A 15493-nucleotide genomic window follows, 5' to 3' on the forward strand; every position below is an offset into this window, starting at 1 on the left:
CCATGCGTTATCCCTGGATATTATTTGATGCCGATGAAACCCTGTTTCATTTCGATGCCTTTGCCGGCTTGCAGGCCATGTTCGCCAAACTCAATGTTGCCTTTAGCGAGCAGGACTACCGCACCTTTGAGCAAGTAAATAAGCCGCTGTGGGTGCAATATCAGAACAACGAGATCAGTGCCAAGCAACTCCAGGAGCAACGTTTTATGTCCTGGGCCGAGCGCCTGGATATCGCGCCCCAGCAGTTAAATCTGTGGTTTATGGAGGCCATGGCGCAAATATGCCAGCCCCTGCCCGGCGCTATCGAGCTGTTAAACGCCCTGCAGGGCAAGGCTCGACTGGGGATCATTACCAATGGCTTTACCGAGCTACAAAGCGCCCGCCTGGAGCAAACGGGTTTAAAGGGCACCTTTGAGTGGTTGGTGATCTCCGAGCAGGTGGGCTATGCCAAGCCGCACATGGCGGTGTTTGAACACGCCTTTACGCTGATGGGCAACCCGCCGAAAAACGAGATCCTTATGGTCGGCGATACCCTGGAGTCAGATATTCAAGGCGGCATCAATGCCGGTATCGACACCTGTTGGCTTAATCGCCGGGAAAAATTGGCGCCCGCACATTTAACCCCAACCTATGAGGTTAAGTCGCTATGCCAGCTGCGCACCCTACTGCTGAACGCCTAGCCATAAAAAATGCCAGCATACGCTGGCATTAACACGGGATGGTTGCCACTAATTCTTGATTCCGATCACTTCCAGGAAGTCATCTTATGGCCTTTGATAGCATAGAAAAGAATAAACAAATAACAAGGCAACATGACTAAATAAGCACTCTGCTGTCCCTGAGCACCGCCCTCACTGCCACTTGCCAAGCCCCAGAATAATGGCCCGAATGCACCACCGGCTATCCCCATAATTAAAAGCCCCGAACCCACGCTGGTCAGTTTACCCAGGCCGGACAGCGCCAGCGGCCATACCGCGGGCCACACAATGGCATTGGCAAAGCCAAGCACGGCAATCAGCAATAGAGGATCGGGCAGCGCCACGCCACCAAAAGGCACCAGCAGGGTGTTTGCAATCAGGGTCGATTGTGCATCGCCAAAGACAATCGCCAAGGTCAGCGCACAGCCAAGTATTGCTGAGCTAGTCAGAGCCGTTTGTTGTGATAGCACCCGAGGGATCAACACAATCCCTAAGGCATAGCCCACGACCATACAGACCATGGTATAGGAGGTCATAACACTGTACTTTTCCACGCCCAACGCCAGCGCAAAAGTGCCTATGGTGTCGCCGGCAATCACTTCAACGGCTACGTAAACGAATAACGCCAGCACACCTAAAGCCAGATTAGGACGTGCCAAGGCAGCCTTCACCTGGCCTTTTTCATGGGCTTGAGTATCGTCATCGATTAATTCGGGCAAGGGTGAGAATTTAACGGCCAAGGCCAGCACACCGATAAACAGGGCCATGCCAATGTATGGGAAAATCAGGCTATTGGCCATCTGGTCAATTTCTTCCTGGCTTAGATCTTTACCCACTAAGCCGGTAAAGTTACTTAAAATCAATGCCGTAAACACCATGGGTGCGAGCACACCAGCACTCTTATTCAAGATACCCATAACACTGACCCGTGCTGCCGCCGACTCTTCAGGGCCGATGCGCACAACATAAGGGTTCACCGCGGTTTGCAGCAGGGTTTGCCCTATGCCCATCACCAGTTGCGCAAACAAAAACAGGGCAAACACCTGAGTTTTGGCCGCCGGCACATATAAAAAGCCGGCCAGCATCATCACCGCCATACCTAATGCCATGCCATTCTTATAGCCAATCTTCTTGATGATGATCGCCGAAGGCACCGCGGTAAAGGTCACGGCGATATAGAAGGAGAATAAAATAAGTGAAGCCTGCAAAGGCGTTAAATCCAGGATTTGCTTTAGATAAGGCATCAATGAACCATTGAGCCAGGTTGCAAACCCGAGGATAAAGAACAGGGTGGCAACAATAGCCATAGGCACAAAGTTGCTTTGTTTTTTGGTTGTAGACACTGTTGCTTCCATAACACTTTCTCGTTGTCGAATTGTTTACCTTTAAGGTGGTTGCGCCACTTTCTAGTCGCGCAAACGGCCATTAAAAGCGCCATTTATTATTATTTTTTAGTCGTAAAAATGAGCAGTTCAGAATACCAATTAATTGATACTTTTGGCAGCGCTGACATGCTGCCTTGTCTTTACTGCACGAACACCGACGTGGTGCGACTCACCTGATCTTGTACTCGAGTACGAAGCAAGACCTCCCCCCCCTCAGTCAGCGTAAGCGGCTGCTGATAAAGCTGCCAGCTAACGCCCTTATCCAGGCTGTATTCTATCTTCAAGCCGGTAAACGCACTGTTGGCCACCACGCGACCCTCACTGAACTTAGCACCGGGCACCGGCAAATGCAGCGCTATACCGTCGCGGTGCAGCTTGGCCAGCTCCTTGTGCGCCAAGGTGGCAGCAAACTCCTGCCAGTCTTGCTCACGTAAGCGCGCATCCACTTGCTCTCCTTCCCAAGGAGCCTTGCTCCAGGCCCGCTCAGCCACGGCCAACAGGCGCGGAAATACCATGGCCAGCAGTTGCGCCTCGGTGCGTATGGTTTCCGACCATACCTGACCCTGCATGCCGAGAATATTCTCCGGCTTTTGCAAAGCAGGCATGGGCCTTCCCACCAAGGCTTCAAGGTTGTCTATGGCGGCGCCGGTGCGAGTAAAATCGGCATTGGCGTAGACGTTATCCGGCATATAGGCAAAGACCTTTTTGGTATCGGTATAGCGAGTCGCCCAGTAATAGCCGCGCTCCTCGGGATGCGGCTCATAGGGATGATCAAAATACAAATGCGTACCATGGGAGAGCACCACCTGATAGCCGTCATTGGCCAGGCGATAGGCCCTGTCGGCCACGCCCCACTCCCAAATATTATCCCAGGCATTGGTAAAGAAGGTTTTGTTCGCGTATTCATCGCGATTAAAAGAGTTCACCTTGTCGTACATAATGCCGTCTTCCCAGATCCCTGGCGCAATACCGCGTTTGTGCAATAAGTCGGCCACGCGCTTGGTAAAGTAGGGCTTTAAATCAGCAACCCCAGCCACGCCATTATTAGGCTCGGCAAAAAGCGCCTGACAGGCGGGAGAGCCCACCCAGGAGCCCGCGCCGACCTCATCGCCACCGATATGCAAATAGTTCAGCTTGGTGCCAGCCTCGCGGTACATCTGCTGTAATTCATAGGTGACCTTGTCGATAAAGGCATAGGTGGAGTCCATGCACACATTCATCGAGTTATCCGTGTAATTCTGCACCGTAATATAGCTGGAGCTGTCCTTGGGATCGGTCAGCAGGTATTGGGTTGCCTTAGATAAATCAGCGCCTGAAAACTCCTCGTCCCTGTTTTTTGGGGTGAGCAGCGAGTTACTGGCCACGGCTTCTGCCTGCGCTTTCAGTTTACGGTATCGCGCCTCCATGGCTTTAATGGACGCCCGCGCATGGCCTGGGCCCTCAATTTCCGGAATGATGTCGATATGGCGAGCCTTGGCAAAGCGCAATAACTCTATAAAGTCGGCGCGATTCAAATAGCCGTTACCCGAGCCTGATTTAAAGGGCCCGGTACCCAGCTGCGTCAGCAAGCAGCGGTCTTCAGCCAGATCGAAGCAGCGGTAGGCGCCCACCTCGGTCAGCTCTTCCAATCCGGGGATCTGCAGACGCCAGCCCTCATCTTCCGAGAAATGCCAGTGCAAGCGATTCATCTTGTATCGCGCCATTTGCTCGACCAGCTTAAACATGGCCTCTTTACCATGGAAGTTACGGCCATTGTCATAATGCATGCCCCGCCACGGATAGCGGGGCGCGTCGCTTATCTCCACATTGGTCAGGGTCGGACTGCCCGTTGCCGGCAACAAGGCCAACAGGCTTTGCATGCCATAAAAGGCGCCGGCATTGTCGGCAGCCATAATGCGAATATGCTCACCGTCTATCTCAAGGCGATAGCCCTCTTCGGTGGCAACCTTAGGGTCAATGCCAATACTGATCAGCTTGTTGTTGGGCGCGTCGATATGATCGGCCTGCGCCTCGAGAGCCAGTTGATACTTTTTCTCTAAGTCGCTCTGAAACAAGGCTACTTCCGCCTGCAACTGTCCGGCATAACGAATTTGCCAGGCATCGGAAAGGGTGGTTTTGCCGCGATTAACCTCAAGCTCCTGGGGCTTAGGAACTATGCGCGTTTGCACCTGCTCGTCTTTCACGCTCAAGGGGCTGCTATTAAGCTCATAGCGCAGCTCGGCGGTCATTAAGGGGGTGAGATCTTGAGACTGGTTATAGCGACGCAGCTGTTGCTCCTGGGTAAAAGGAGCAACAAAATTGCCAAAGTCTTCGCTGTTGGTATTGGCAAAAATGGCTGGCTCGGTATTGTGGCCCACCATAAAGGCCCGGGGCATAAAGTCGCTGTAGGCAACTATCCAGACCGCCGCCTCAAAAGGAATTTCTAATTGTTCACCGGCCGCTAGGCCGTTGAAGCTGGCCGTCGGACTCAGGCGATGCAAATCGCCATTCACATGCTCAATACGCAGGCCCTGACTAACTCCCTCTTTTATCTTGCGCACACTGTGCAGATAAATATGCCAGGGCTGCTCGCCGGCAGGCAGGCTGACTCCAGAGCGGTTAGTAAGCGTAATGCTGCCAAGAAAGCTCTTATCCTCATTATGGAAGTTGCTGTTTACCGCAAACATGAACTCGGTGTTTGTGGCAAACGCGTTTATTTGCTCCTGGCTTAGTTGTGCCTGTGCAGCCAAGGGCATCATTAACGCCGCAATAAGGCTCGCTTTGAACATGCTTACTCCTGGTCCTGGACCTTAGATTCTGATTGTCGCGTGTTAGCATCATATAAAATATAAAATGACAGCGCTATCATTTATGTTAAATAATCGTCAATTAATGTATAAAAGGCGGCCGTAGCCGCCCTAAAAACCTGGCTGGCACCTCTAGTATCCGGCGGCTTGGCCATCCTTTCTGGATTCGGAAGCGCCATAATAAACGCCGCTTTGCGGGTCTTTGAGAATCGCCTGATAGCCACCATAGGGGCCCACGGCTTCTTGCAGGGTATGGCCTTTTTTCATGAGCTCACGGCGCGTTTCCATGCTAAAACCGGACTCCAAGGACACCACACCACCATCGATCATGATCTCATCGGTGGGCTGGGTTGAGCCCGAGTGCAGAATACGCGGCGCATCCCCTGCCTCTTGCAGATTCATACCAAAATCAATCATATTGATCAGGATCTGCGCATGCATTTGCGGCTGCGTCGCGCCGCCCATCACCCCATAACTCATATAAGGTTTACCGTCTTTGGTGACAAATGCTGGGATAATGGTGTGAAAAGGCCGCTTACCGGGCTCATACTGATTGAAGTGTCCTTCTTTAAGGGAGAACAACTCACCGCGGTTTTGCAGCACAAAGCCGAGTTTTTCTGGGGTCATGCCCGAGCCCATGCCACGGTAGTTACTTTGGATCAGCGACACCATGTTGCCGTACTTATCCGCCGTGGTCAGATAGATGGTATCCCCTTCCACCGGGCCCGCATGGTCACGCTTGGCCGCCTTATTGGGGTCGATGAGTTTGCGACGCTCGGCGGCATATTCCTTGGAAATCAAACGCTGCACCGGAATGTCGTTAAAGGCGGGATCGGCGTAGTACTTGGCCCTATCGGCAAAGGCAAGCTTCTTGGCCTCAACAAAGGTGTGAATATACTCGGGGCTGTCAAAGCCCATGGCGGCAAGATCATAGTCTTCGAGGATATTCAGGATCTGCTGGGCGGCGATACCCTGGCCATTGGGCGGTAACTCCCACAGGGTGTGTCCGCGATAAGTGGTGGCCACCGGCTCAACCCATTCACTGGTGTGGGCCGCCAGGTCTTGATAGCGGATATAACCGCCATTTTCTTGCATATACCGGTCAATTTCCTTGGCAATATCGCCCTTGTAAAAGGCATCGCGACCACCTTCTGCCAGTTGCTTGTAGGTGTTGGCCAATGCCGGGTTTTTAAATATCTCACCTTTTTTCGGCATCTCGCCGTCGGCCATAAAAACCTCTTTAAAACCTGGGTATTTGCCCCGAGCACCGACACTGCGCTGCATGTAATAAGCGATCACCTCGCTGACGGGAAAGCCCTTTTCGGCATACTCGATGCTGGGTTTTAAAATTTCTGTCATGGGCAGTGAGCCAAACTTTTCGTGTAACTCAAACCAACCATCGACGGCACCGGGAACTGACACAGGTAGCGGTCCATAGGCGGGGATCTTCCCCTCGTCCTTGGTGATTTTCTTAAGCTCTTCAAAGCTTAGTCCAAGGGGAGAGCGACCCGAGGCGTTCAAACCATGCAGCTTACCATCCTCGGCGGAGTAGACGATGGCAAAGAGATCACCGCCGATGCCACAGCCGGTAGGCTCAACCAAACCCAGCATGGCGTTGGCGGCGATAGCCGCGTCAATGGCATTGCCCCCTTGGCGTAAAATATTCAGTGCAACCTGGGTGGCTAAAGGCTGAGAGGTGGCGGCCATGGCCTCGCTGGCGATGACTTCGGAGCGGGTGGCAAACTCCTTGCCGGTAATGCGATCGTGGGCGAGTGTGGCTGAAGGTGCCAGTAGACTTAGCGAAATCCCTGCTAGATATAATCCTCGTTTTATTCGCTTCATTATTTTCTACTCTTTGCTTTTATTTGTTAGATAACAAAGTTAGTAGATAAATAACGGCCAAGGCAATGCGTTTGCGTTAACGGGGGAAGCAAGTGCGATAAAAAACAAAGGCGCCGCCCCATTACCCTTGCCCCAATTTGGCGAGGATAACAAGACTGGCGCCTTGGCAGTAATTAGCCGAATTTACCAGATTTTAACGCGATCTTCCGGCTTAATGTACATTTCGTCGCTTTCTTTCACGTCGAATGCCTTATAGAACTCAGGCATATTTGGCAGCACACCGATAACACGGTAGTGACTTGGCGAGTGCGAGTCCGTCATCAAGCGGTTGCGCAGCTCTTCATCACGGTACTTACGACGCCAGATCTGCGCCCAACCCATAAAGAAGCGTTGATCGCCGGTGTAACCGTCAAGTACAGGTGCTTCTTCGCCACCCAGTGATAACTGGTAGGCTTTATAAGCTACGGTTAGGCCGCCCAAATCACCGATGTTCTCGCCCAGCGTCAGCTGGCCGTTCACATTAGCGTCTTCAAACGGGGCATATTCATTGTACTGCGATACCAGTTGCTGACCACGCTCCTGGAACTGCGCCAAATCTTGCTCGCTCCACCAGTTACGCAGGTTACCGTCACCATCGTATTTTGAACCCTGATCATCGAAGCCATGACCTAGCTCGTGGCCAATTACTGCACCGATGGCGCCGTAGTTCACCGCGTCGTCCGCTTCTAGGTTAAAGAATGGCGGTTGCAGGATGGCCGCAGGGAACACGATTTCGTTGTTCACTGGGTTGTAGTAAGCATTCACCGTTTGCGGTGTCATAAACCACTCACTGCGATCCACCGGCTTGCCCAGCTTGTTACGCATATCATCGTATGCCCACTCACTGTGACGAATAAAGTTACCCGCCAGGTCGTCCGCTTTGACCTCTAGCGCCGAGTAGTCTTTCCACTTGTCCGGGTAACCAATCTTAGGCGTGAACTTGTTCAGCTTCTCTTTAGCTGCCACTTTCGTTTCGGCACTCATCCACTCCAGACCGTCGATGGCTTGGTCGAAACCCTTGATCAGGTTGGCAACCAACTCTTCCATGCGTGCTTTTGCTTCAGGTGGGAAGTTATCTTTAACGTACACCTTGCCTAGCAGCTCACCCAGTACCGAGTTGGCTGAGTCTACCGCTTTTTTCCAACGCGGTTGCTGCTCTTCAACGCCACGTAAGGTGGTGCTGTAGAAAGCAAATTTACGGTCAACAAATTCCTTGCTAAGCTCATCGGCGTAGTTGCTAACAAAATGGAATGTTAGGTAATTCTGCCAAGTAGCCAGGTCGGTTTGCTCATAGATACCCCCTAGCTTTTCAAAATAAGAAGGCTGACGTACAACCAACTCTTCGGTGTTGATTTTTGATTGCTTTAAGAACTGAGCAAAGTCGAATGCACCGGTTAGCTCATTGGCTTCGGCAACCGTCATCTTGTTGTATGACTTGGTCGCATCGCGGCTTTCTACTCGGCTCCACTGCGCCGTAGCCAGCTCGGTTTCAAGGGCAAGAATGCCCTTTGCCGCTTGCTCTGCATTTTCAACGCCAGCCTTGGTTAGCATGTCCGTGATATAAGCCAGGTATTGGGCGCGGATGGTAGAAAACTTCTCATCATCTTTAAGGTAGTAATCACGATCCGGTAAACCTAAACCCGACTGAGACACATAAAGAGCGTACTGGCTTGAGTTCTTGGCATCGTTATTGACATACCAAGCAAACGGCGTGGTGCCGCCTTGAATGCGCAGATCAGCCATCAGCGATACCAGTGCCGCTTTATCGGCAACGCCGGCAATCTTGTCCAAGTATGGCTTAAGCGGGGTGATGCCCTTCTCTTCCAAAGCGTCGGTATTCATATAGCTGCTGTAGAAGGCGCCCAGCTTTTGCTCATCGCTGCCCGGTGCCGCCTTGGTGTTTTTAGCCGCCGCTTCGATCACTTCTTTCAGTGCCGCTTGCGATTGGTCATATAGAGCAGTGAAAGAACCGTAGTTAGACTTGTCGCCCGGAATTTCGGTGCGCTCTAGCCATTTACCATTGATGTGGTAGTAAAAATCATCTTGTGCGCGCACGGCGGTATCGATGTTTTCTAGATCAATACCCGAAGTTAGTTGTTGCACTTGTTTTGTTTGTTCTTTGGCAACGCTTTGCGCTTGAGTTTCGGTATTTGCACTTTGTGCTTGTTCACTACAACCGGTAAGTCCTAATGCCAGCGCCGTTGCGGCCGCTGCTAAGGTTACTTTAAACATATTGTTATCCCATTTTTAATTATGAAAGAGGTGATCCCCAACTAGCCCATATTAAACCTATGGGCGCAGAGCGAGAAACGCAGTTTGTAACAATTTATGAACATAGTTTTTCTAAGATGGCTTGGTTTGCTTTAGGGAAGGCATAACGGTGTAAATCACTGATTGCCACCCACTCCCCTTGCTGGCCTTCGGCACCATGAGGCTCACCACTGAAGTCGCTGACCTTATGGATATCCAGGCGTACCTGCTTATCGCCATAGTCATGCTCAATCAGCATAAAGGAGTCGCTGCTGTGTACGTCAATGGCGACTTCCTCCAGCAACTCTCTTGCCAATGCCGCGGTGGTGGTTTCACCGGCTTCGATTTTACCGCCAGGAAACTCCCACAAGCCGCCTTGATGTTTGTCGTCCGGGCGTTTACATATGTAGGTTTGCGCACCGCGAAGAATGATCCCCACGGCAACATTGACCACTTTCTGACTCATTAACTGCTCCATAAAAAAAGCGGCATAGGCCGCTTTTTATTCAAGTAAGTGAATGCTTAGCTTAGTTTGCCACAGCATTGCTTGTATTTCATACCCGAGCCACATGGACAAGGTGAATTACGACCTACCTTAGGCTCGGCACGCGCCGATACCGGCGCAGGTGCTTCACCGCCAACCTGCTCGGCGTCGGCGTGTTGATACTGACGCGGTGCTTCTTCAGACTTACGATGTTGCTCTTCAACCTTTTCAACATCTTCCTCGGCACGAACCTGAACCTTGCTCAAGATGTTAACCACATCCGTTTTCAGGTTTTCTAGCATGGCCGAGAATAGCTCGAATGACTCACGCTTGTATTCTTGCTTCGGATTCTTCTGCGCATAACCACGTAGGTGGATACCCTGACGTAGGTGGTCCATGGCAGCCAAGTGATCTTTCCAATGCTGATCCAGGCTTTGCAGCATAACCGCTTTTTCGAATTGACGCAGTACCTGTGGACCCACCATTTCTTCTTTTGCTTTATATGCGTTAGTGGCTTCTTCGACGATGCGCTCACGCAGTTTTTCTTCAAACAACTTATTGTCTTCGGCAAGCCATTGCTGGATAGGCAAATCAAGCAGGTAGTCTGCCTTCAAGCGTTCTTCCAAAGCAGGCACGTCCCACATTTCCGCCAGCGATTGCGGGGGAATATACTGATCGATCACGCCGTTGATCACGTCGTTGCGAATAGCATCTATGGTTTCTGAGATATCACCCTCTTCCAGCAGCTCGTTACGCTGGGCGTATACCACGCGGCGCTGGTCGTTGGCCACATCATCATACTCAAGTAATTGCTTACGAATATCGAAGTTACGGGCTTCTACCTTACGCTGGGCGTTTTCAATGGCACGGTTAACCCAAGGGTGTTCGATGGCTTCGCCACGTTGCATGCCTAGTTTACGCATCATGTTAGTCATGCGCTCACCGGCGAAGATACGCATCAGGGCATCTTCCATCGACAGATAGAAACGGCTTGAACCGGCATCACCCTGACGACCCGAACGACCACGCAACTGGTTATCGATACGACGAGACTCGTGACGCTCGGTACCGATAATGTGCAGACCACCGGCAGCGATGACATCGTCATGACGCTTTTTCCATTGTTCTTTGATTTTTGCGATTTGCTCTTCACTTGGGTTATCAAGCTTTTCGGCTTCGCTCTGCCAGTTACCGCCTAGCATGATATCGGTACCACGACCGGCCATGTTGGTGGCGATAGTCACTTTACCCGGTAGACCCGCATCGGCAACGATGTCGGCTTCCTGAGCGTGGAACTTGGCATTCAATACGTTGTGCTGAATTTTCTCTTTACGCAGGAACTGCGACAGGTATTCCGAGCTTTCGATTGAAATAGTACCCACTAGCACCGGCTGACCGCGCTCTTGGCAGTCTTTAATGTCGGCCAAAATCGCTTCGTATTTTTCTTCCTGAGTCAGGTAAACCAGGTCGGCACGATCATCACGGATCATCGGCTTGTTGGTTGGAATAACAACTGTGTCTAGACCGTAGATAGACTGGAATTCGAACGCTTCGGTGTCCGCCGTACCCGTCATACCGGCTAGCTTGTCGTAAATACGGAAGTAGTTCTGGAAGGTGATTGATGCCAGGGTTTGGTTTTCATTCTGGATCTTCACGCCTTCTTTGGCTTCTACCGCCTGGTGCAGACCTTCAGACCAACGACGGCCTTCCATGGTACGACCCGTGTGTTCATCAACAATGATGATTTCATTGTCTTTAACCACGTAATCGACGTCTTTTTGATACAGTTTGTGTGCACGTAATGCGGCATACACATGGCTAAGCAGAGTAATATTACCCGCCGAGTACAGTGAATCACCCTCTTCAATCAAACCACGCTCGGTAAGAAGCTCTTCAACCTTGATCTGGCCGCGCTCGGTCAGGTGAACCTGCTTGCCTTTTTCGTCAATGGTGTAATCGCCGTCGCCTTCAACGCCTTCTTCGTCTTCTTTTTCCTGCTGTACTAGCTCAGGAACTATCATGTTGATTTGCGTGTAAAGCTGAGATGAATCTTCAGCCGGGCCAGAGATAATCAGCGGCGTACGGGCTTCATCGATCAGGATTGAGTCAACCTCATCCACCACCGCAAAGTTCAGTGGACGCTGCACGCGCTCATCGATACTAAACGCCATGTTGTCGCGCAGGTAGTCAAAGCCAAACTCGTTGTTGGTACCATAGGTGATGTCGGCAGCGTAGGCGTCTTTTTTCTGCATTGGCATCATGCCAGGCACGTTACAGCCCACGGTTAAGCCCAGGAATTCAAACAGCGGACGGTTGGTTTCTGCGTCACGCTTGGCCAGGTAGTCGTTCACGGTAATTACGTGTACGCCCTTACCCGATAAACCATTAAGGTAAGCTGGTAGGGTTGCGGTCAGGGTTTTACCTTCACCGGTACGCATCTCGGCGATACGGCCCTGGTGCAACACCATGCCACCTATCATCTGTACATCGAAGTGGCGCATGCCATACACACGCTTTGACGCTTCACGTACTACCGCGAAGGCTTCTGGTAATAGGTCATCTAAACTTGTGCCGTTGTCATAACGCTCACGAAATTCAGCGGTTTTTGCTTTTAGTTCTTCATCGCTGAGTGATTCTAGCTGGCCTTCTAAGGCATTGATTAGCGCGACCGTTTTACGTAAGTTTTTAATTGTGCGGTCATTGCGGCTACCAAAAATTTTGGTAAATATTTTCGTGATCATGATTTAACCGTTACATTCTCATCTGCGTTAAGCGCTCTGGGTCATCCTTCGGGGTCACCCCTAAGGACGCTGCCAAGTCACTTGCGAACTTCGTTTATCCAATTTATACCGCACTCAAGTTACATAAGAGCGACTATTGTGGATCTATTGAGTGTGACTGCTTGAGCGGTGTACTTTTGAGCGACATCATAACAAACTCAATGAATTGCAGCACCTAATAATACCAATTCCATTAGCACTTCCGGTAACTTGCCTTTACAGCGCAAAGCCTATTAAAAACTAATGGCATTGGTATTATCGCTGGCCTATCATAACGTTCAGAGAAATCTTTGCAAACTTAGCAATAGAAAGTGGGTCTAAAGTACAGCAATAGAGACTCAAGCATTGCTATAGAAGTGGTGACGATTCAGTCAAATTCAAGAGGTGGATGCCGTTTATGGCAAAAGATCGCTATGCGCCAAAACAACTTAACGAGGTGCTGGGGCAATTAAACCCGCGGCTCGGTTCGCGCATCGCCAGCTATGGCGCCAAAACTCAGGAGCTGGCCTCGCAACAACAGACTCTGCACCAGGCGGTGGGGGAAAACCTGGCGAAGAAGTGCCGGGTGGCCAACATCCGCGATGGCGACTTGATCATCGAGGCTCATAGCGCCACGGTGGCCATGAAGCTGAACTATATCAAGATGGATATTCTCTCGGCCTTTCGCCAACAGGGCTTGGTGGATTTATGCCAGGTAAAAATAGTCACCTCTCCCAACGCGGCGCAGCGTGCACCTTTAGCACAGACGCGAACGCAAACTCAAAAGGCCAAAAACGAGCCCTCGAATAAGCGCACCATGAGCGAGCAAACGGCGCACAATTTAGAATTGATTGCCGAACATGCGCCGCCCTCACTGCAGCTAAAATTAATGCGCTTGGCGCAACACGGCAGACAAAAAAAATGACGCTTTAAAGCGTCATTTTTTATTCAATAGTTTTCTATTTACAGGCTTAAGCCGTATGCAGTGCCAGAGCCGGAGCTGGCATGGTCACTGAGTCTTCAAATGTTGCCCATTCCCATGCCGACTCGGTCGCCATGATTTTACGTAGCAATTTGTTGTTCAGATCGTGACCCGACTTATAAGCGGTAAGTTTACCGAGAATGTTGTGGCCGGTCATAAACATGTCACCCACGCAGTCCAAGATCTTATGCTTAACGAACTCGTCCGCATAGCGTAAGCCATTTGGATTAAGCACCTTAAACTCGTCAAGAACAACGGCATTGTCCATGCTGCCACCTAGAGCCAGGTTATTGGCATGCATGTACTCGATGTCTTTCATAAAGCCGAAGGTACGGGCACGACTGATCTCTTCGATAAAGTTCTGTGCCGTAATATCCAGAGCAATGCGCTGGCGACTGTCGTTAATAGCCGGGTGATCAAAGGCAATCTCGAAGTCGATATGAAAACCATCATAAGGTTCGATTTCGGCCCACTTGTCACCCTCTTCTACACGTACCTTTTCTTTGATACGAATAAAACGCTTGGCTACATTCTGCTCGGCAATACCGCCTTTTTGTAGCAGATAGATAAATGGTAGCGCGCTGCCATCCATAATCGGAACTTCACCACTATCAAGCTCAACAATCAGGTTGTCGATACCTAACGCGGCTACCGCAGCAATAAGGTGCTCGGTAGTAGATAAGCGAACGCCGTCTTTATTAGTTAAACAGGTACACAATTGCGTATCGCCCACCGCTTCCGGGGTCGTTTCGAAATCCACAACCGGATCAAGGTCCACGCGACGAAATACTATCCCAGTATTCGCGCTCGCTGGTCGGAGAGTTAAGGAAACCTTCTCACCCTTGTGGAGACCAACACCCGTGGCTTTGACTACTTCTGCAATCGTACGCTGTTTGATCATAGGCTTTCGCTCACTTACTAAACTAAAATTAGACGGCGGATTCTACCACACATCGCACCAGTTAACAAATCAGTTTATTTTTTAAACTAGTCTGCTTGCTTACGCAGAAACGCCGGGATATCGAAATAATCACCGCTTTCGTCCTGCTTCTTCGGCGCAGCACTTGCTTTGCTTTCTTGGCTTGGCGCCGTAGGCGAAGTTTGTGCTAATGAAGCTGAAGCTGAGCTTACTGACTCATCTGCAGGCTTCGACTCATCAAAGCTTGAAGATGTTCCCTGCGTGGCAAAGCTTGGCACAAACATAGAAGTATTTTGTGTGCTCTGCGTCCCTTGGGCGCTCACATCAGAGCCCGCAGCACGTTTAAAGCCGTTGTCTACCACACCGAACTGAGGACGACGATCGCCACCTAGGCCAGTTGCCACTACGGTAACGCGCAGTTCATCGCTCATTTCCATATCGATGGCGGTACCTACTACCACGGTGGCATTCTCAGATGCCAGGGCCTTAACATGGTTACCAACGATCTCGAATTCTTCGATAGATAGGTCCATGCCCGCGGTGATATTAACCAGGATACCCTTGGCACCGGTTAGATCCACGTCTTCAAGCAGTGGACTTGAAATAGCCGCTTCCGCCGCTTCCTGTGCACGGTCCGGACCCGATGCCGAAGCAGAACCCATCATTGCCGTACCCATGGCCGACATAACGGTACGTACGTCGGCGAAGTCGACGTTAATAAGGCCGGCGCGAGTGATAAGCTCGGCAATACCTTGGACCGCACCGTAGAGTACGTCATTGGCTTTAGCAAAAGCATCCAGCAGGGTTGTGCCCTTGCCCAATACTTTCAATAATTTATTGTTAGGAATGGTGATCAGTGAATCAACGATTTCCGCCAGTTCATTAATGCCCTGATCCGCTGCCGAAGCTCGCTTTTTACCTTCGAAATCGAATGGACGCGTTACCACCGCCACGGTCAAAATACCCAACTCTTTGGCAAGGCGAGCGACCACTGGTGCCGCACCTGTGCCTGTACCACCGCCCATACCGGCAGCGATAAAGACCATGTCTGCGCCTTGCAGAGCACTTTTAATGGTTTCGGCATCTTCTTCGGCACTTTTCTTACCGATTTCCGGGTTCGCACCGGCACCTAAACCTGAAGTGATCTGTGTACCTAGTTGCACCGTGACATCGGCGGATGACTTGCGTAGCGCCTGCGCATCGGTATTGGCCGTGATAAATTTCACGCCTTCGATGTGCTGTTGCACCATGTGTTCTACGGCATTACCGCCGCCGCCACCGACACCTATTACTTTGATGACAGCTTCTTCGCTGTGCTCTTCCATCATATCAAACATTGTTTACTCTCC

The 15493-nt window shown here is 51.0% G+C and carries 10 protein-coding genes; 2 read left to right on the forward strand and 8 right to left on the reverse strand.

The genetic code is table 11. The annotated features are described in order from the left end of the window. Window positions 1-2 precede the first annotated feature (2 nt). Window positions 3-680, forward strand: a complete 678-nt coding sequence (gene yjjG, locus KD147_RS12135; protein ID WP_212548026.1) for a pyrimidine 5'-nucleotidase — start codon at window positions 3-5, stop codon at window positions 678-680. A gap of 65 nt (window positions 681-745) precedes the next feature. Here the strand turns inward: yjjG and nagP are convergent, their stop codons facing one another. The 6 genes from nagP to secA all read right to left on the reverse strand — a co-directional run bounded on the left by nagP (window position 746) and on the right by secA (window position 12225). Next, on the reverse strand, window positions 746-2053 hold the full coding sequence (gene nagP, locus KD147_RS12140; RefSeq protein WP_105253193.1) for an N-acetylglucosamine MFS transporter NagP: 1308 nt from the start codon (window positions 2051-2053) through the stop codon (window positions 746-748). A 170-nt stretch (window positions 2054-2223) separates the two neighbouring features. Further along, window positions 2224-4851 (reverse strand): family 20 glycosylhydrolase, encoded by a 2628-nt coding sequence (locus KD147_RS12145; protein WP_212548027.1) that lies wholly within the window; start codon window positions 4849-4851, stop codon window positions 2224-2226. A gap of 150 nt (window positions 4852-5001) precedes the next feature. Beyond that, window positions 5002-6714 carry a gamma-glutamyltransferase gene (gene ggt, locus KD147_RS12150; protein ID WP_502710230.1) on the reverse strand — a complete coding sequence of 571 codons (1713 nt, stop codon included), beginning with the start codon at window positions 6712-6714 and terminating at the stop codon, window positions 5002-5004. Between the two features lie 180 nt (window positions 6715-6894). Next, window positions 6895-8982, reverse strand: coding sequence for a M13 family metallopeptidase (locus KD147_RS12155; protein ID WP_105253196.1), 2088 nt, complete (start codon window positions 8980-8982; stop codon window positions 6895-6897). Between the two features lie 94 nt (window positions 8983-9076). Further along, a complete protein-coding gene (gene mutT, locus KD147_RS12160) occupies window positions 9077-9466 on the reverse strand; it encodes an 8-oxo-dGTP diphosphatase MutT (protein WP_212548029.1) in 390 nt (129 codons plus the stop codon). Window positions 9467-9522: 56 nt separating this feature from the next. Beyond that, window positions 9523-12225 carry a preprotein translocase subunit SecA gene (secA, locus tag KD147_RS12165; RefSeq protein ID WP_105253198.1) on the reverse strand — a complete coding sequence of 901 codons (2703 nt, stop codon included), beginning with the start codon at window positions 12223-12225 and terminating at the stop codon, window positions 9523-9525. Between the two features lie 436 nt (window positions 12226-12661). Between secA and KD147_RS12170 the strand changes: the two genes are divergently transcribed. Continuing rightward, a complete protein-coding gene (locus KD147_RS12170) occupies window positions 12662-13168 on the forward strand; it encodes a DciA family protein (RefSeq protein WP_105253300.1) in 507 nt (168 codons plus the stop codon). Window positions 13169-13214: 46 nt separating this feature from the next. Here KD147_RS12170 and lpxC read toward each other — a convergent pair whose 3' ends face one another. Continuing rightward, on the reverse strand, window positions 13215-14126 hold the full coding sequence (lpxC, locus tag KD147_RS12175) for a UDP-3-O-acyl-N-acetylglucosamine deacetylase (RefSeq protein WP_105253199.1): 912 nt from the start codon (window positions 14124-14126) through the stop codon (window positions 13215-13217). 86 nt (window positions 14127-14212) lie between these two features. Then, on the reverse strand, window positions 14213-15481 hold the full coding sequence (ftsZ, locus tag KD147_RS12180; RefSeq protein ID WP_212548030.1) for a cell division protein FtsZ: 1269 nt from the start codon (window positions 15479-15481) through the stop codon (window positions 14213-14215). Window positions 15482-15493 lie beyond the last annotated feature (12 nt).

The organism is Pseudoalteromonas sp. BDTF-M6, from assembly GCF_018334135.1.
Classification (GTDB): Bacteria; Pseudomonadota; Gammaproteobacteria; order Enterobacterales; family Alteromonadaceae; genus Pseudoalteromonas.